The organism is Vibrio sp. RM-41-2B (assembly GCF_024744415.1).
Classification (GTDB): domain Bacteria; phylum Pseudomonadota; class Gammaproteobacteria; order Enterobacterales; family Vibrionaceae; genus Vibrio; species Vibrio diabolicus.
In genome coordinates this window covers 24,761-43,501 of the sequence record NZ_JAMQWD010000007.1, presented here as the reverse complement: position 1 = coordinate 43,501, position 18,741 = coordinate 24,761, and the positions used below count along the sequence as shown (strand labels likewise).

Here is an 18,741-nt window from a genome sequence, read left to right as displayed (position 1 = left end):
ATGCGAAAAGTTCTCGCATGCGAAAACTTTTTGGAGACAACAATGATTACCCAAGTAAAATTGCCTACCGTTGAAGATCTACAGCCCTTACTCGATGAGGCGCTAGAAACAGCGCAAAGCAAAGAAGCATTTATCCAAGCTCAAGTAGATGGCATTTACAAAACACTTAAAGCCAATCCGCTCATGTACCGTCACTATGGCGCTTATTGGTGGGCGGTTAAATCGCTCATGGCCAAGCATGGTTATGACCTTGGCAGCGATTCAGAAGTGATCACAGAGCAACACTTCAATTTCGAAGACCCTGCGATTTTGTTGTGTGCTGCGTGGGCGTACCAGCAAGAGCAAGTTGATAAAGGCTACTGGCAAGCAAACCTACATACCTACTACGTCGATGATGAAGAATTTGAATATTCTATCGAGGACGTAAATCTCGAAGCGTGGAGTGTTAACAGCAAATCGATGCGTTAAGTTTTCGCATGCGAAAACTTTTGAGATAGAAAAAATAAACCCCGCCACTGAACAAATGGCGGGGATTGCACGTTGAACAGATAAGCTTTGATGCAATCAATCCTACCCCTAATAGTTTTGTTGCCGCCTATCTGTAATTTAATTTATATGAAATAATTTTCATATTCAACAGGTTTTTCAATATTTTTTATTAAAAACAATGAATTATGCAACTAGGTGCTTTTTCCTTCTTATGCCTGTTGACGCTGCTCTTTGTAACCTAGTTAAGTAATAGAATTGTCAAAAAGTTTTCGCATGCGAAAACACATGGAATCAATCTCACAATTTATCTAATGTTCTCGCATGCGAAAACTTGTGCAATCGGTTCTGTTTGTTACTTTTTTTTCTTGTGCTGTTGCTACTGGCAACGTATAGTGTGTGCCTGTTGCCAGTGACAACAATCGAGAGGCGTTGATATGGCATCCAAGGAACGATGCGAAAGATTAAATCAATTAGTCCAAAAGGCAGGAAGTACCAGAAAAGCCAAGCAGCTCATTGATGGCGTTAAGGGTGTAAGCCCTTGCCACACTGCTATTTACAAAGCAATGCACGGCGGCGGTACAACTGATTACGTAGTTCAGTGCTATATCGAGGATCTTGAGGTAGCACTGAGCAAACCAAAACAGCAAACAAATTCCACCAGCAAAGGAAATTAATTAATGAGCATTATCATGGCGATTGCCAACCAAAAAGGCGGCGTTGGTAAAACAACTTGTACTTACAACTTTGGCATTAGCATCGCTAGCCAAGGCAACAAATGTCTATTCCTGGACTTTGACCCACAAAACAACTTAGGCGGCTCAATCGCACCGGAAATGGTCGAGAATCCAGAGTACACATCTGCGAGCTGCCTACACAACGCTTACAACCTTTTTGAAAATCCAGTAAAGGCTAAACCTTTCGAAGTCAGCGAAAACGTACACGTTATTGGCGGCGATAAGCGCATGGGTAACATTACTCAATCACAAATCTTAAACGTGGCTGAGTCTATCGACCTTATCAAAGACGACTACGACTATATCTTTATCGACTGTCCACCAGCGGCGAACGCGCTACAGCATGCAGCGCTACTTGTGGCCAGTAAGCTACTTATCATTAGCCAAGCACAAAAAATGTCGATCAAAGGCGTTAATGAGCTGGTTAAGACCTCGCGCCAAATCCGTCGAATGAACCCTGACTTGGAAGTATTAGGCATTGTCCTAAACCTTATCGAAGCCAACATTACAAACGACCAGCGCGAACAGGAAGCGGAACTTCGTAAAGAGTACGGCAACCTAGTTTTTGAAAACAAACTGATTAAAACAACGCGCGTAAGTGAAGCTCTAAACCAAGGCAAAGCACTGATTGAAACCAACCCTAAAGCGGCTGAGAAATTCGGCTTTACAGCGGTTTGTGAGGAACTTTGCAAGCGCATGGTAGAGGTGACAGCATGACCAAAAGCTTAAGAGATCGAATCAAGCTTAGCGACCTAGATAATCTCTTGGATGAATCAGCGGTAGAAATCCGCGATGCAGCGAAAGTGCTGGCTATCCCTAAAGACTCTTTGTATTCAGTTGAGCAAGTTCGTGAAGAATTTAACGATGAATCACTACTTGAGTTATGCGAAAGCCTAGAAGAAAACGGCCAAATTCAACCTGTCGTTGTTTACCCGTTCGATGGCAAGGGATACAAAATCCAAGAGGGTGAACGACGTTGGCGCGCCGCTATGTTGAGCGACAAGCTGACTCACGTTGAATGTATTGTCCGTGAAAAGGGCGATATTTTTGGCCAGCTTATTGAAAACATCCAACGTGAAGATTTAACGGCAATCGAGTTGGGTAAGGCGTTTGACCAAGCTAAGAAAAAGCACAATCTTGATAACCGTGGCTTAGCTAAGCGCCTTGGCAAATCAGACGGCTACATTTCGAAATACCTAAATGTGCTTAAAGCCCCTAACTTTGTTTTGGAAGCATTCAAAAAAGGGATTATTGGTGATGTTGAGTCCATCAACGAACTACGCAAAGCCAGCATCGATAACTCTGAGCGCGTTCGTGAAGCACTGGAAAGCGGCGAGAAGCTAACGCGCCAAGATTGTGTAAAACTGCGTACTGGCGAGCTAGATAGCGAGGTGGAAGTTACCCCTAAACCTAGCGAACCCGAGAAAGCAGAAAAGACCGATAAGACACCAGTAAGCAAAAAGCCTACAGCAAACCAAAAGCCTACCAGTATTTGTGTCATGGTTAATGGTCGTCATGGTTTGGTGTTCGCATCTGGCAAGCATAGCGACAAGCTAACGGTACTGTTTGATGATGGCGAACTTGAGCAAGTGCCAGTTGGTGAAGCTCAATTAGTGGGTTATCGCGTGTAAAGTTCTCGCATGCGAAAACTTTTTTAAAGCGGGTGGCTGATAGGCTGCCCGTTTTTCGTTAAGACGTAGTACCCGCCGTCACGGTACACACCAACCAAATAGTGATCGAGCGGCACGTCTTGCCAGCCAAATAGCTCTAGTTCGTCATCAAAATGTTTCAGCGTTCCTCCCCTCCCTTCCCGAAACAGGGAGGGGAGGAACGCTGCCCTTTCTGGTTAATTCTATTGTGGTGATTAGGGGTTAATTACATTCCGAACGCAGCATTAAAAACAACATTTTACTGCTTGCCAGATTGCATATAAAAAATTATATTTAAAAAAACGACTTGCAAAACCTATTTTTTCGGAGTTAATCTATTTTGGCACTGGCAAAATCCGGTGTCGAGATTAGCCTCTCGAAACTTAACAGGCGCAAGTCGCCAGCATCCTGCTGGTTTTTTATTGCGTAAAATCTGCACATCCTAATTATGGTGGGCTGGTTTGGGAGCACTTCGGTGCGCCGTTTCCTGTTAAGCGGTAAGGCTAATCCCGAATCAGCTCACCACCACTGGTTAGCCTCGGTTTTGGTGAGTTAAACAATAACTTAACAGGACTGAAATCATGATTGGTACTTCTACAATCAACATGCGCGCCGCACTTCAAGCTGCGCAAGACTACCTCTCCCAAGATCTAAACGCGCCTGTAGAGCTTCTTTGTCAGATCTACAACGCCTTACAACCTGTCGATTGGAACGACTCGCCAGAACAGCATTTTCAAGATTGGCTGCTTTGTGGTGGTGATCTTCGCGTTGATTCAATTCTGGACGCTCAATATCTGTTTTGCTCGGGGTTTGAACTTGCCCTAGAAAAAATGGACTTCCAGACAAGTTAAATCGGGAGAGAAAGCCCCGTTTATTGCGGGGCTAACTCAATGAGTTAAGTCAAAAGCGTTTGTAAGACATGAAAGAGATCGCAATCAAACAACGGTTTTATCCAACTAATGAGCAAGCTGAACTTCTAGCAAGAACGTTCGGTTGTGTGCGGACTGTTTACAACAGAATCCTACGTTGGAGAACTGACGCTTACCGTAATGACAAAATTAAGGTGAACTACAGCGCAGCATCAAGCCGATTAACCGAGCTTAAGAAAGATCCGGAGTTAAGCTGGCTTAATGATGTTTCTTGTGTGCCTTTGCAACAATCACTACGTTACCAGCAAGCTGCTTTTAAGAACTTCTTTGAGGGTCGAGCAAAATACCCTGTCGAAAAAAAGAAACGTCACAAACAGTCTGCTGAGTTCACTAAATCTGCATTTAAGTTCCGCGATGGACAGCTATTTATTGCCAAGTCCAAGCAGCCGCTTAATATCCGTTGGAGTCGTGAACTACCTAGCGAACCAACCACAGTCACAATCTCAAAAGACACCGCAGGTCGATACTTTGTGTCTATGCTATGCCGTTTTGAGCCTAAACCAATGCCTGTAACCGCTAAAACGGTTGGTATTGATTTGGGTTTAAATAACCTGTTCATCACAGATAGCGGTGAGAAAGTCGATAATCCTCGCCACTTCAAACGCTACCAAAGCAAACTGGCATACCTACAGCGTCAACTCGCCAAGAAAAAGAAAGGCAGTAATAATCGCGCTAAGGTGCGCCAGAAAGTAGCCCGTCTACACGCAAAAATTGCTGATAGTCGATTAGACCACTTACACAAGTTGTCTCGCAAACTGATAAACGAAAACCAAGTTGTTTGTGTTGAATCGCTACAAGTGAAGAACATGCTCCGCAATCCAAAACTAGCAAAACACATCGCTGATGCGAGTTGGGGCGAGTTCGTTCGCCAACTCAAATACAAAGCAGAATGGGCTGGACGAACTATCGTTGAGATAGAACGCTTCTTCCCTAGCTCAAAGCGTTGTAGCTGTTGTGGGTTCGTACACGAATCAATGCCGCTTAATATCCGAAGCTGGACTTGTCCAGAATGCAATATGCACCATGATCGTGATATTAACGCAGCGAAGAATATAAAAACCGCTGGACTGGCGGGGTTAGCTTAGGGAGCGACTGGATCGAGGATAGCCTCAAAATAGGCTATCTAGTGAAAGCGTGTTGAACTAAGAATCCCCTAGCGAATTTGCTAGGGGAGTATGTCAACTGTTGCAAGTCAGAGAGGTTGGAATCTCGGGCAAACTTAGCACGGTTAACTTGGGTAACACGTTCTCGAACCAACACTGGCTCGCGCATACTCTCAACTTTCTCCGGTGATAGGTCGAAGCGCTCCGCATTGTCGATTAGGAACTGGCGGTACTTTTCAGCCTTGCCCTTCCTATACGCTTTGATGATAGCGATGGTTCGACCGTTTCCCGACTCCACCACATTGTCCGAGCCGACAATCGGCGCGCCGTGGCTAGATAGTCCAGAATCCGTTAATTGTTGTGGGCGCAAATCGTTGGCCATCTTTGAGATCTGCAATTTTGAGGATACACGAGTATGGTCGCGCGGTTGCAGCTCTTGTGGGAAATTCGGATTGATTCGACCGTCCAAATCGTTCGATGGAATAAGGTCGCTGGCTTCCACGACTTTAAATCCTGTTTCCACTTCGTCGCCTTTTGCTGTCACAACGTAGCTGGTGCGACCTAGCTTGGGTTTTGGATTGTCTGTTGCGTACAGTTGAACAATCTCGGCTAGGTCATTGATGTTTTTCGCCTCTTTGATTTCGGCGCTAATTGATGTGAGTTGGTTCAATTTGACCGCTCCGGTTGGAGTGGCGAGTTTTCGCATGCGAAAACTTTTGGGATAGGGAAAAGGATTAAAGGCTCTTAAGCAATGCGAAAAGCGCCTTGGCGTAGTTTTGACGTTCGCTGGCTGCTAGTGCAAGGTTTAAAGATTGCTTGTAGTAATAGTCTGCTCGAATTTTAGTGAAAACATTCATTGTTTTTTTCTCAAGTTCTCTGAAAAGTTTTCGCATGCGAAAACATCCGTGTCTTTCGCGCTCCATGCAAAAAGTTCTCGCATGCGAAAACTTAAGCGGCCAGTTTGTTAGGATTGTGCTCGAACCATTCAATCGCTTTTTGCTTGATGCTATCTAGCTCCAAGCCCTCTGAGTGAACGTCTCGCATTACATCAACAAACAACGATGGCTTGGCTGTATTAAACTCCCCTGCAAGGAATCTCGCAACCAGTTCGCTTTGTTCAACTGGACGTTCGCCATTGTCGCGCTCATTCTGCTCAATGTGCTTAGTGATGGTCTTGATAGCCTTGCTACGGTCAGCGCGCGACCAGCTACCAAAACCACCATTTTTCTTGGCTGAGCCCGCATCGTTTTTCCAGTAGTCCAAACCTCGCGCAATATGCCCTTTGTAGCCAAACTGGAAGTTTTCGCCATCCTTGTACACAACGTAGTTATCGCCCTTTTCAACCATTTGGTAGTTAGGGAAAAACGCCATTTCGTATTCGTACCAGTTAGGCAGAAGTAGCACTTCATTGAGCTTTTCAATCTTATCGGAGCGGCCTAACTTGGAAAATTCTTCTACCGATATTGGCTCATCCGTACTTGATACCGGCTCCTGCTCAACCTTTTGGTTAGCGCCAGTCAGTTTATTAAGAATTTCCACCAGCTCACGGTTCTTTTTGATGCGTTCACCAATCGATAGCTGGCCACTCTTAAGCTCTTTCAACAAACCCGCAGCATCGCGGTTGAGCGTCATTTTTTCTCTTAAGCTTAACACTTGATTGTCTCCGGTTTAGGCCGCCGAAGTGGCGGCCTTGGTTGTGATTAAATTTGCGCTTGGATCATGCTTGTGATGTTGCTTAGAGCGGCATCCATCAACGCTTCGTTCTCTGCTATTTGGTCGTTAGCTTCGAAGTGGGCGTAAGCCTGTTCTAGTGCGGTTTGGAACTCATCAACCAATTCCGGCGTAGGTTCACCAGTGAAATCTCGGATTTCCTTTAGTTTCTCTACATGTTCCATTTCTTCGTTATTGCCCTCTGTTTCAGATTGAGGCGCCTCACTACTTAGATTGAACGCTTTCACTAATAGCGCTTCCATTTCCGCTGTATCGTCAAATTCACCGATCAAGTCGTTGCCTTGGTATAGCGCGAACTTGTACTCGCCATCTTTAGCGATCGGATAAATGTCAGCGTGGCTTTCATTTAACCATGAACGGGCGATTAGCGGAGCGTACACGTTCGCTGGCACTGAGCCATTTACTGAGTGGATACCTGCCGCAACACTTGGCTGTACCAATGTGCCTTTTTCGTTGTAGTAGGTATCCGAAGATTGCCAGTCCTTAATCGTCTCAAGTTGAGCTTTCGCTTTTTCGCTTAAGTCGGTCGCTAGAATGTCGAATAGAACGTCTAGGCTGTAAGTTAGTCCATCCTCATCTTTCGCATTAATCGACTTCACTCGGCCTGTTGGGAAAGTCACTTCCTGCTTACCAAGTTTTAGCTCTAGGTTGGTAAAGGCTTCTAGCTGCTCAAGTGCTTTCGCTTCTTCTTCATCTAGGCTTTCACGGAATGAGGTAACGTCTAATACGTCATCCTCTGCCTGTTCGCCTTGCTGGTGCATTTCAGTTAGAGACGCGAGCTCTACCACTTTGCGCTCTTTACCAAAATCAAAGTCCACGGTTAGGCGGCCACCAAAGAAATTGCGATCGTGGTAATCGGTCATCGTGTCGCTGTTGTTGTAGTCGTATTGGCCTACATAAGCGTTAACGAACTCGATCAGCTGATCTACTGCTTCGGTATAACGGCTCATACCGTGTGGCGCTGGCGAGTTAGGGTTATCAATCTCGAACTGTAGGTAAGCTGGATTGTAGAGCATGACGTTTCTTGGCAAGTCAGTCAGCGTTAGGTCTAGTGTGCCGTAGCGAGGCTTGCGTACTGAGATTTTAACGTCATTACTGATCTTGCCAGCTTTCTTAAGCTGAGCGATAAAGGCGCGGATTCGCTTAGCGATTTCACCCGTATCTCGAATGCCCTCGCTCTCATAAATTGAGCCAAATGAATATTGAGTTGGGTCTAGTGCGAGAAGTTGTTTTTCTTCCTCGGATGCACCCTTGTTCACTTCATCTGCTGTGTCAGATTCTACGGCGTTCTTAGCACCCAATAGCTCAAGCAGTTTGTTAGCACCGTCAACCGTTAGGTAGCTGCGAGAATTGGTGTTAGCGATAAAGCGTAGCTCTTTACCCTTGTTCGACTTCGCAGAGAAGAAACTGTAGCCAAATGTATTTTCCATTTGGTTCTCTTGTTCTTCGGTTAGCGCAACATCGTTAATCTTGCCGTCAGCGTCCACCTTAGCCAGTAGCTTGTCGGCGTTCTCGCGTAGTGTTGGGCGCGAGTGAAGCGAACCCGAGCCGTTAATGGCTAACGTTGAATACAATGATTCAAAGCCGTTGATTGTGGTGAACATGGCAGGACTGACAGGCTCTAGTGGTGCGCTGTATTCCGTCTCTGCAATTTGCTCAAGCGTCTTGCCGTCCTTAAGCATGTTAAAGATTGCAATAGTGCTTTCTTTCACTGCTTGGTCGTTTAGTTGAGTCGATTTTTGCTGCGCTGCTGCGCCCTCTAGGCCAGTTTCTAGCACCTTGCCTGTGTACGTATCGATAACGCTAAAATCAGATTGGCCAATAGTGCCAACTGGTGCGTAGCGTTTCTCGCGTGTCGCCTTGAATTGACCTTTATGGTTCAAGTCAGGCAACGCAGCAAGGCTAGGGAAGCCACGGCTTTCGTATTCCGCTTCGATAGCTTTTGTGTACCACAATGGCATGACCGAGTTATGGATAGCGCGCGCCATCTGTTCATTGTCGATCTGCTCATCGTTATCCAAGTATCTAAAACCATGAATTGCCAGGATGTCTTGGTTGGTAACACTTGCCATTGCATAGTGCTGAGCAAAGAGCTCATCTGAACTTAGTTCGGATAGGTCAGGGTAGATACCGTCATCAATCGCCTTAATGAAGCGCTCAACTTTTTGGTAGTCCTCGCCTTGGTCTGCCATTGCTGGAATGACGGTTTCACCTTTTGCCTTGGTGTAAGCTACGTCTCCCTCATGGTAAACCGTAGTCGCGCTAAACGCTTTTTCTACGTCATCCAGTGCTAACGCTTCGCCGTTCTCAAACTTTTCGTATAGGTCGCCACGTAGCGCGCGTAGGTCGAACATTTTCGCCGTTGCACTAAAGAATCCGTCACGGTAGTTCAAGATAGCTTGCAGTAGGTCAGCGCGTTTCGCACGGCGGTTAAATGGAATGCGATGAGCCGTTAGGAAATCAGTGATCTCTTTGCGGTTCTTAAATTGCGCTTCCAGTGACGCTAGGGTTTCACCTTGTAGTGATTCCACTAGGTGCGCTTGTTCTGAAATACGCTTAGCTTGGTCATCCACTTTCTCGCCACGTTTTAGTGTTTTACCAGTACCTAGCGTTAGGTCAGCTAGCATAACAAGACGTTTGCGATCGCTTGGGTTTACTGACTGCATATCCTTAAGTTGGGATAGAGCAGCTTCTTGGAAGCGCATGCGGCCTTGCGTGTGTTCTGCTTGGCGCTGTAATTCAGCATCGCTTTGAACCAGCATTAGGTCTTCGGCAATCTCTTGAATCATGTCCGGCGTCACAAGGTCAATCGATGCGCTCCATAGCTTGTACGCGTTTGGATTTTCCTTGCGGTTCTTCATTTCTGGTTGCTGGCGTAGCTGCTTAGCGAACGCTGCTTTGAAGCCCACTTGTTTTAGGGTATCGAGCGTAGACTGAGGAATTTCATCAACGCCTTTGTCCTCAACCCATTGGTCTAGCGCTTCGGTTGCGATGCGCTCCGCTTCTTCTAGGTCGCCCTCAACCATGCCAAATAGCGGCTCTAGGTCAAAGTTGCTTACTAGTTCTGGTGGCAGTTTTTGGTCATAAGCGATCGCACCGTGGCGAATGCCATTACCAGCGTCAGCGAATTGCTCTTTAGCCGATTCTGGATCGAGGTACTTAACCACTTGATGTTGTGGCGGCGTGGTACCCAAGCCATAAGGGCGTAGACGTAGGCCATACCAGAATAGGTTATCCGTGGTTTCGTCTTTGTCTTGGTCGTTCGCGTTTGGCTCGTCGTTCTCAATTGGTTGTGGTTCTTCGTTGCTGTCATCGGTATCTTGAAGCAACTTAGATTCGCGATCGTAGTCAGCCAGAATAAGTGATTTAGCAGCTTCCCAACCTTGTAGATCGTCGCCACCAGCAAGCGGTGAACCCTCGCCGTAAGTGACAGCCAAGGTTTGGTTATCGCGCGCGTGGATCATGTACTGGCCAAAGCTATCATCGTCGTTCGCGTCAGGGGATTCGAAGTAGACAAACGGCTCGCTATCTTCGCCTTTATCCATCTTCCAGCCCTTAGCAATGGTCTTGCGACCAATAAGAGCCAATAGCCATTCTTTGCGCTCGATATTTGCTTTTCGTTCCCGTTCTTCGTCTGACAACTGAGGAAAATCGTTTTCAATTGAATCACGGATGTATTCTTTAGCCTCGGCAAGCTCTGATACCGTCATAGCACCTTTATCGAGGTCATAAATCACATCATTGATATACGACTCTGAATAAGTGCTAGGAACGTTTTGATTTGCTGCACCTGAAAACTCTAATGAGTCTTTAAACTCTAGGCTTAGCTGCTTAACAAAGGCATCAAGATCGCCATTGAAAGCACGGTTAATGATGAAGTCGCGTTTCTCTTGCTTAGTCCATGAAGCGTCCCATTGCTCGATCACTTGAGACGAACTACCACCAGCGTTTACATTTTTCGTTGCTGTATTTGCTGCTGGCTTGATAGCAGCAAGCTGTTTTCGTAGTTCTTCTTGGATTTCGTTCTGCGTAGCAATCTGAGTTTCCAAGCGCTTCTCTTTCTTGGCCAGCTCATCGAGCTTTTGTTCCAAGTCGGTAGCTTCTTCGCCTAGTTGCGCAGCTTGTTCATCAAGTTCTTGTGCCTTTTGTTGCGCTTCTTCCAATGCTTTCTTGTCAGCGTCTTTCTTGGCCTTAGCAGCGACAAATTTCTCGCTGTTGTTTTCAAGCAACTGCGCTAGCTTGTTGGTCACTTCCTTAAGGGATAAATCCATGTTGCCCTTTGGCGCGACTACGTGAGTAATATCGCGCGAGTTCATTAGAAAGCGGAACGCGATTAACGTGTCATCTGGATTGATTTTTAGCGGATCGTTATCCGGCGCATGGAACGCAATAGAAATGCTCTGGCCATCTGAAAACGGGATTTTCACCATTTGGACAGCAACCGCACCAGACTTGCGCGGTTTGCCTACTTCAACGGCTTCTACCGATAAAGTAGGGGTTTTACGCTCCAAGTGCTTACCGAATTGCTGAGCACGAAATTCAAGCCTTGAGGCTTTCGATTTGAACGCCTCTAGCATCATTTGTGGCACAGGTTTGCACTGATACAAGTAGGTGTTCTCCAAATCCTCAAGTGACAATGCTTCTAGGATTTGATCGGCGTTTTTACCTTGCAGCACCGCTTCAATCTGCTCCGGCGTGAGTTTCTTGGCCAGATGGTCGATGCGATCCACAATCTTGATTTGATTTTGACTGGTAAACATCATGACTTTGCCGCCTCTAATTGTGCTTCAAGTTCTTTGGTTTCTTGCTTCTCTTGCTCTAATGCAGTTTCGAGATCTGCTATGCGGCGTTGTTCTTCTTCCAACTTAGTGCGAACGCTATCCCGAGCGGCTAGGGCATTGGTGTAATTGGACTGAGCGACTTGTTCAGCCGCTTTGGCTTCTTCAAGTCGCTTAGCAACAGAACGTGTAGCTGGTTGAATGTCTGAGGTGTCTTTAACGGCTTTAGCCGCTTTACGTGCAACTTGCTTGTCAAACTTGCTTTGGTTGCGCTTCATTAGGCGAACCATTTCACGCGCAAGCTCGCGCTCGTTCTTCACGCTAGGGATAGGCTGTTTAGTGCTGTTGAGTGTCATTTGGAAAATATCACCCTCATCACCAATAAACAGCGTCATTGACTGGCCATTATCAAAGAATAACTTGGCGCGTTTAACTGTCTCGCCGTCTCGTCTCGTTCTCTTGTTCGAGGCTTCTACGTCTGTAACAGTCGCACCAGCTTGTTTTAACGCAGTGATCAGACTCTTAAGGCCGCGTTCGGTCACGTTGTCAAAATCGACCACCACATAGTTATGTGACTGGTCTAGTGCAAACTTACTGTTGTTACGCAATTTCAAATTCCTCTGAATATGTCGTACAGGTAGGAAAGATTTTGTATAGCGGATTGATTAGGGAACAGGAGCGCTCAATCTTAACGTCCAGAATCCACTCGCCATGCAGCTTTTCCCCCGCTTCGAGTTCGAGTAACTTGCGATCGAACGTCAGGTATTCGCTGTTATGTCCGGCGTGTGAAAAGTCGAGCTTACGTGTGCGAGTAATGACGGCTTTTGGTCGTTTTTTACTGCGCAACGAATAGGTTAAAGTCCCACTCGTTATGGCTCGCTGAGATTGATAACCAAGAACGAATCGAATCACATCGGAATCGTCCATCTGGTTTGCATGCAGTATTCTTACTGCGTTTCGTTTAAGCAAAAATCGGTCAGCAATGGCTAGGCCAATTACTGCAAATTCCATCATTTGCCTTGCCCTCCGGTATTAAAAAATCTCGCTAACATTTGGCTAGCCAGCTTGCGGATAAAGTTGATCGAGTCTGCTCCGTTGTTCGACGCAATGAGGACAAGCGCGCTGGTATAACCAGCCTCCACACCCTCGCTTTCACACAAGTAAGCGACTATCAAACCGACCACCAACGCCAGCGTTAGCTCGGTTAAAAAATCAAGGAATCCACCAGCTAGACGTTGCTCGCGTATGCCTTGGAGATATGACCCAACACCACTGAGGACAGATAGAGCCAGTACGCTAATCGCAAAGCTCTCACCAACAACTGACACTGGCATTAAATCCCCCTTTTGTATATCACCTATCGAGTGTATTCGGAATGTTGGCTTTTGCTCAATAGACGGGCGTTACTTACTTTTGAATGGGTGTTAAATAGGGCTGTTTTGCGGAAAAAAGTTAGATTTCAAGAGTCTATATAAAAAATAAGCCTCTCAACCAAAAGACTGGTGAGAGGCTAATCCAAGCGTTTTGTTGCGCGGCAACGCATACAAAACTTCCAACGAGGATAGTCGAGTCGAATCGATATTTGACGAGGAAGATTATATAAATATTGGTTTTCGCATCAATATGCGCCCATGTTTTCGCATGCGAAAACTTTGCAAAAAAGGGACAGCATCGTGTCCCTTTGGTTGATGGTTATGGCTTGATGTAGCGGATCGAGAAATGCGAACCCCGAATAGGCGTGGATGCACCTCTGTCTAAGAATTGAATAAGCTCACCGTAGTATAATTTTCCTACCCATCGACAAGTCGTTGGCACGGCATCGAAGTCGTTGGAATCACTTTGAGCCTCCGCTATAATTTTATTGCTTTTGGCGATTGCAGAGTACACAGTCGATGAGTTTGAAGCATTGCGGCGTCGTATCGCAGTCCATTCAATTTCGTAATACCCCTCAACACGAACATCAAAACCAGCAACCGGAGCGTTGTAGTTAATCAAATCAAACGGATCGAGGAAACATCCTATCCAATTCTTGAACTCCCATGTAATGCCATCTATCGTAAGGTTGCCCTCTCTTAGCCCCGCATTACAGCCCAAGGCAACCTCTCCAGCGCGTGATGAAACACCCGCTAGCTTACTATCAACGTAGTCTTTACGTGCGAGAGAGTTACCAGCCGAGCTCTGAGGCGAACCTGCATATACATTGCCGTCCTTAATGTCTACATAATTACTGCGGCGGTTAGTGTAGAAGCGCATCCGACCCTCTGAGTTAGATAGGATCTGGATGCCAGAACGGATATTGGTGCCATCATAGTACGAGGCTAACGCCCAATGCGCACTTGAACTATCTTTACAGTTGATACTGAATCCAGCACGGCCATTCGTCGCCCATGATGAATCCATAAAACTATTATCCATACGAACGGCATCATTCGAACCACTCCAAGAACCCGCAGTAAACTCACCATCAGTACGAACCAGTGAGCTACCGAAAAAAATACCGCCAAAAGCACCTGTATCGTTGATACGGAGCCAAGAGCCGTCTGTGTTACGAAATGCAGCTCGTCCACCTAATGAAATGCTCTGATTGAGCATTACATCAATCCCTTTAGCAAAGGTGAACGCGGAGTAAGAGTAAAAGCCGCTTGCGGCCTCAGTCTCCATGTGGCACCAAGATGAATTACGAGAACCAATCCAAGCTTTCTTTGTAGAGTAATCAAGCTCTAAACCCTTTCCATCAACAGAGTTAATTGCCCCTAAGTCTTTATTGTAAGACGTATAGCTAGTGACCATTCGCCCTTTGACAATACCCGCTGGCTGGCTTGCCCCCTTATTGCTAACGTATGGCGTAATGGTGTGACTACACATGTATCGAATAAGAATGTTCGTACTGTAGGCACTACGTGTTTTTACATAGATGGCGTAATTGTCACCGCTAGTATTTACCCAACCAAACTCACTAAATGGCAAGCCGCTAGGATGGTCTGTAATAACCTGACCATTTAGACCTTTAGGGTTTCCGTTACTGGCTCTCAGAATCATTTGATGTCGTGACGACTGATAGTGCAAGTCAGTGTTAAAGCCAGCACCACCAAAGAACTCAATAACCGCAGTAGAGCTTGATTGAGGCATCGTTACGTTAGCAACCTGACACCAAGAGTTGTCACTACCTAAAGAGGTGCGCACAACCTCAGTACGGTTAAACGCCTCTGTAACTACTTTATTCCCTTGCACTTCAATAGGGACACTGGAACTAAGCTTTGATCGAGTCAGGTCTAACTTGGCGTCCCCTCCATTATGAGCGCCACCCACCGCGATTTGAACGTAAGCATCCGACGAATTAGAACCGTTCGTTAAGTAAACCGCCCGACGATTACCAATCAACCCGTACCCGTCCAGCTTAACTTGCTCGCTCGATGGAACGTTATTACCAGCGCGAGTGCCTTGCACTTCAACACTACGATTCGAAGATACCGACTCTGTAGCGTTTAGGGAGCCGTATAGTGTTGATTCACCACCTTTGCGGATCTTTAATCGACTTGAAACGTCACTTTCTACAACCTCAAAGGTGCCATCGGTTTTCGTTTCAACATGAAAGCGCTTACCTGCATGACCTATGTGCAATTGAGAAACATTGGAACTGCCCTCATCAATGAGTAGGCCACCAGTCAGTGTGCCACCAGACTGTTTTAGGTAGCGACCATCGGCTTGCGCTTGAGTCATCTTTGACGCTGCAAGGTCATACGCTTTCTTAACGGCACCTGCCGCCGCAAATTTCACATCGCTAGCATCATTAACCGCTGCTGTGAATGCGTAGTTCGGCACGTTTGATAGACCAACTTGAGCTTTCGTAACCTTGTGTGGGTTCGAGTTGTCTGATTTGTGTTGAGCAATGTTGGTTGTAATGGCCGCTACCGCATCTTCTTGATCCATGAGCGCGTCACCAAGCTCTTTGATTGTATCGAGCGCTTCTGCTGGCGCACCACCAATCAAAGAACTAATGCGGTTGTCAGTGTGGGCATTTGCGTTCGTCTCTGCTTGTTCTGCGCGGTCATAAGCTGCGTTACCGCGATTTAAACCCTCGATGCCTTTGTCGTATGCCTGTTTAACAGCACCAGCGGTCGCAAGTTTGCTGTTGGACGCATCTGTTACCGAGCTGGTGGCCGGATAGTTTGGTACGTTACCTAAGCCTACTTGTGCCTTTGTGACTCCGTGCGGGTTCGTTTTATTGCTAGCGTGTTCATCCACTTTTGTTGTGATTTCTTCACGCAATTTTCGAGCTGGACTACCACCAACTTGAGTCAATTTTTTTAATGCCATTCAGAAGTATGCCTTTCTCAATTCAATGACCAGCAACTCCGACAAAGCGCCGGAGCACATCGTTAATGGGGAAGTAGGAAAGGAAAGGTCATGTTTACTTGAAGCCGATAACCGTCACGATGTCGCCAACTTGTAGCTGTTCACCGAACGTGATTGTGTTACCAGATAGACTCCATACACCTGCGTTCTGCATTACGCCGCACACGCTTAGAACAAGGATTTCTGAGACTGTACCCGCTGGCAGAGCCACCGTAGTTGATGCAGATTCGACAGTAATATCCACCGTTCGGATCGCGTCTTTGATGGAAGCGCCTAGACTATCCTTGGTGGCATACTTACCGTCAGATTCCGCTTTGGTGTATGACGCGCCGCTAGCTGCTAGACCGCTACGCGCTTGTGAAATGATTTGCGATTTAGTGGTGTTCTCAAGCTTCGCTGCGTTAACGGCAGTTGCGCCAGCGTCTAGTGCGCCCACGTCTTCTGCGGTTAGCTCGACGTTTGCGCTTAGCGCGTGACCGTTGATGGTGCGAGTCTTTGGCACTGCATTCACAACGCGAGAGTCGTTACCCTGCATCACTGTGTTAGCGGCAGTACCAAAGTCTTTGTTGAATGCTGTTTTTTTCTCAAACGCTGGTTCCGCACCAACGTCAGTCGCTTCAAGCACTACGTTACCGCGCTGACCATTCACCGACGAAACGGCGTCAGTCGGTGTTAATAGTTCTTGCCAGTTCGCTAGTGTGCTCGCTGGTTGGCGCATAAGAACGAATGATTTACGCAGATCCGAACGGATTGCCATATCACCCTCTTGCGCTGTAAGAGCAAGCATTTCCGCTTCTGACTTAACAGGGAACGTTTCTTTGATAGCGATAGCTGGCAATTGGCCTTGTGGGATCTTACCAGTGCTATCTAGCGTAGCCACACCCTCTGCAACGCCTTTCTTGTTGTTAGGGATGTAGTCGTGCGTGTGGCTTGCTGGCGCTGCGCCCACATCTGAGTGAGTCAGAGTCACATCGCCCGTTAGTGGTTTGTTATTGATAGTGCGAGAAGTTGGGACAAGATTCGAGCGCGCTTCACTGACAACTTGTGCCTTGGTTTTCCCCTCTAGTTTTGATGAGTCTGTTGCGCGAGCGCCCGCTGGTAATGCACCAACGTCTTGCGCTGAAAGATCAGAAACAAGACGGTTGATGCGAGTTAATTTGTTTTGTGTAGCCATAAAAAATCCAATTTCGTTGTTAGTAAAAACGGCATTTATGGGGAATAGGGCTAGGGGAATTTGAAAACTGATTGGCCGACCAAGGTGATCTCCGTTCCTGCTGCAATTTCGTCAACAAACTGGATAACATCACCGTCCGGTGAGATGGTGTAAGCAATATCTTTTGATTGCTGCACACCTTGTAGGAACACCAGCTTAATCGCGCGTTCTTCAAAGACTGGTGGAACAGTGAAAGTATTCGACGTACTAGCGAAGTGGCTATGGAATACTTCCATAGGCGCGCCAGCGATACCGCTGTTTATGATGGCTTCAAGGTTATCGATATGCTCTTGAAGCTCGGCAATGATAGAGCTTGAGCTTAGAGATGGAACACCAAGAGTAATCACCACTTCATCACCCGTTTCAAGTGGTTCGGCTACTTCAACCTCATTAGTGTCTTTCAAGAATTGCCAAGCACTGTCTTTGGTCTGCACGATACCTTGGATAGACAATGAATCTACTTCCGGCACTTCGTAAGGCAATGCGATTTTTGTTTCGCCACCAGACGCAATGTACGGCCAATGTTCAACCGACTTGTTGTATGCAGCAGCAGCTTTGTCGTGAACCAACTTGATGGCTCTCGCAGTGGCATAAAGCTGATCGTTATCTACGTTTATCTGACTGGTTGCGTCCCAGTTGTTTACCAAGCTAAGGCCAACTTGCGCTTTGGTTACATGGTGCGGGTTTTCACGGTCTGCGTAGTGCGCATTGGCTTCGGCGCGCATCGCATATTGCTTATGTGGATCGGGATGTGAAACGTGACCTTGTAGGTCATAACCGCCTTGTTCACGATCATCAAAGTTAAGGTGTTCACTTTTGAGTTGGGTAACGCCATCTGGCACGGTAGCGCGACACAATATCAAATGATGATCTTCAACCGCTTCCTGCGGAAGCACCTTAATTTCGGACGCTTCAATGTCTGACGCTAAATCGACTTGTTTTGTCTTTACGCCAAACTTATAGAACGCTTCGAGCACCACATAAGAAGTGGCACCAGCCGGAATCTCCACATCAACATCGTGTTGTTGTCGAACGGTTAACACATAGTCGTCGCGCTCAACTAACGCCACGCCAAATTGTTCACCACTGCTCACACGCAGTTTCATTCCACCAGCCGGAGCACATTCAAAACCACGGAAAATACCAGCGCGAACGATGCCGTAAAACTTACGGTTTAGGCTGTTACTGGCCAGTGGTTCTAGGTACTGTGTATCGGTGATAAGCGGTAGTGCTTGCCAGTCCGTTAGCAGTGGCGGGATGATGATCGTTTCTTCGAAGTTTGGGCGACTCATTAGGCACCTACCTGCGCCAATTGAGCGCTATCCGTGCGAGCCGTGTTAATCACGATTTCTATCGATAGACCACGGTCAGAGTAGATCCAAACTGGTTGAGTGACAGCCACTAGAATCAGACCGCCGCTCGCATCTTTCACGCCGACGCAAGAGAACTGGTATTGTTCATCTTCTGCTAGCGTACCCGCTGGCAAGTTTGCCGTGATTACGATATTGCCGTTCACATAGGCGTAGTTCGCCTTAGAACGGTAAAACACGTTTTCAACGGTTGTCTTATCCAGTGGGATAGGCATGCAGCTAGGCTTGCCCTCAATTTCTTGGATAAGGTCAAAACCCCATTCAAGATCGCCAAATTGGAAATAAGGCTCAGTACCATTGGTAGGCAACGACGACAAGGCGCGTTCGTCGTAATAACGATTAAGCAGTTCACACTGCGATAGGACTACTTTTTGTGTAAGCACCTTTAC

16 protein-coding genes are annotated in these 18,741 nt (G+C 46.7%); 6 read left to right on the top strand and 10 right to left on the bottom strand.

The features are described from left to right. Nucleotides 1-42: 42 nt before the first annotated feature. The 6 genes from NB463_RS07780 (at nucleotide 43) to NB463_RS07755 (ending at nucleotide 4,886) form a co-directional block, all read left to right on the top strand. Nucleotides 43-468, top strand: a complete 426-nt coding sequence (locus tag NB463_RS07780; RefSeq protein ID WP_054579116.1) for a hypothetical protein — start codon at nucleotides 43-45, stop codon at nucleotides 466-468. 455 nt (nucleotides 469-923) lie between these two features. Then, a complete protein-coding gene (locus NB463_RS07775; protein ID WP_017634062.1) occupies nucleotides 924-1,163 on the top strand; it encodes a hypothetical protein in 240 nt (79 codons plus the stop codon). A gap of 3 nt (nucleotides 1,164-1,166) precedes the next feature. Continuing rightward, nucleotides 1,167-1,940 carry a ParA family protein gene (locus NB463_RS07770; protein ID WP_017634061.1) on the top strand — a complete coding sequence of 258 codons (774 nt, stop codon included), beginning with the start codon at nucleotides 1,167-1,169 and terminating at the stop codon, nucleotides 1,938-1,940. Continuing rightward, nucleotides 1,937-2,854, top strand: a complete 918-nt coding sequence (locus tag NB463_RS07765; RefSeq protein WP_258430877.1) for a ParB/RepB/Spo0J family partition protein — start codon at nucleotides 1,937-1,939, stop codon at nucleotides 2,852-2,854. The genes NB463_RS07770 and NB463_RS07765 overlap by 4 nt, the downstream gene beginning before the upstream one ends. Before the next feature lie 599 nt (nucleotides 2,855-3,453). Beyond that, nucleotides 3,454-3,723: a hypothetical protein gene (locus tag NB463_RS07760; RefSeq protein WP_054577205.1), complete on the top strand. Its 270-nt coding sequence runs from the start codon at nucleotides 3,454-3,456 to the stop codon at nucleotides 3,721-3,723. 68 nt (nucleotides 3,724-3,791) lie between these two features. After that, nucleotides 3,792-4,886, top strand: a complete 1,095-nt coding sequence (locus NB463_RS07755; protein ID WP_258430876.1) for an RNA-guided endonuclease InsQ/TnpB family protein — start codon at nucleotides 3,792-3,794, stop codon at nucleotides 4,884-4,886. 34 nt (nucleotides 4,887-4,920) lie between these two features. Here NB463_RS07755 and NB463_RS07750 read toward each other — a convergent pair whose 3' ends face one another. The 10 genes from NB463_RS07750 to NB463_RS07705 form a co-directional block, all read right to left on the bottom strand. Beyond that, nucleotides 4,921-5,610, bottom strand: coding sequence for a hypothetical protein (locus tag NB463_RS07750; RefSeq protein WP_258430875.1), 690 nt, complete (start codon nucleotides 5,608-5,610; stop codon nucleotides 4,921-4,923). 242 nt (nucleotides 5,611-5,852) lie between these two features. Beyond that, the gene (locus NB463_RS07745) at nucleotides 5,853-6,536 is read right to left on the bottom strand and encodes a hypothetical protein (RefSeq protein WP_258430874.1); all 684 of its coding nucleotides are present in this window, start codon (nucleotides 6,534-6,536) and stop codon (nucleotides 5,853-5,855) included. A gap of 68 nt (nucleotides 6,537-6,604) precedes the next feature. Then, nucleotides 6,605-11,398 (bottom strand): hypothetical protein, encoded by a 4,794-nt coding sequence (locus NB463_RS07740; RefSeq protein ID WP_258430873.1) that lies wholly within the window; start codon nucleotides 11,396-11,398, stop codon nucleotides 6,605-6,607. Further along, nucleotides 11,395-12,021, bottom strand: coding sequence for a hypothetical protein (locus NB463_RS07735; protein WP_017634054.1), 627 nt, complete (start codon nucleotides 12,019-12,021; stop codon nucleotides 11,395-11,397). The genes NB463_RS07740 and NB463_RS07735 overlap by 4 nt, the downstream gene beginning before the upstream one ends. Then, a complete protein-coding gene (locus tag NB463_RS07730) occupies nucleotides 12,014-12,427 on the bottom strand; it encodes a hypothetical protein (protein WP_158159320.1) in 414 nt (137 codons plus the stop codon). The genes NB463_RS07735 and NB463_RS07730 overlap by 8 nt, the downstream gene beginning before the upstream one ends. Then, nucleotides 12,424-12,747 (bottom strand): hypothetical protein, encoded by a 324-nt coding sequence (locus NB463_RS07725; RefSeq protein ID WP_017634052.1) that lies wholly within the window; start codon nucleotides 12,745-12,747, stop codon nucleotides 12,424-12,426. The genes NB463_RS07730 and NB463_RS07725 overlap by 4 nt, the downstream gene beginning before the upstream one ends. Before the next feature lie 358 nt (nucleotides 12,748-13,105). Further along, nucleotides 13,106-15,730, bottom strand: coding sequence for a hypothetical protein (locus tag NB463_RS07720; protein ID WP_258430872.1), 2,625 nt, complete (start codon nucleotides 15,728-15,730; stop codon nucleotides 13,106-13,108). 94 nt (nucleotides 15,731-15,824) lie between these two features. After that, a complete protein-coding gene (locus NB463_RS07715; protein WP_258430871.1) occupies nucleotides 15,825-16,943 on the bottom strand; it encodes a hypothetical protein in 1,119 nt (372 codons plus the stop codon). A gap of 50 nt (nucleotides 16,944-16,993) precedes the next feature. Further along, the gene (locus NB463_RS07710; protein ID WP_258430870.1) at nucleotides 16,994-18,274 is read right to left on the bottom strand and encodes a hypothetical protein; all 1,281 of its coding nucleotides are present in this window, start codon (nucleotides 18,272-18,274) and stop codon (nucleotides 16,994-16,996) included. Further along, nucleotides 18,274-18,735 (bottom strand): hypothetical protein, encoded by a 462-nt coding sequence (locus NB463_RS07705; protein ID WP_033905433.1) that lies wholly within the window; start codon nucleotides 18,733-18,735, stop codon nucleotides 18,274-18,276. Before NB463_RS07705 ends, NB463_RS07710 begins: the two co-directional genes overlap by 1 nt. Nucleotides 18,736-18,741 lie beyond the last annotated feature (6 nt).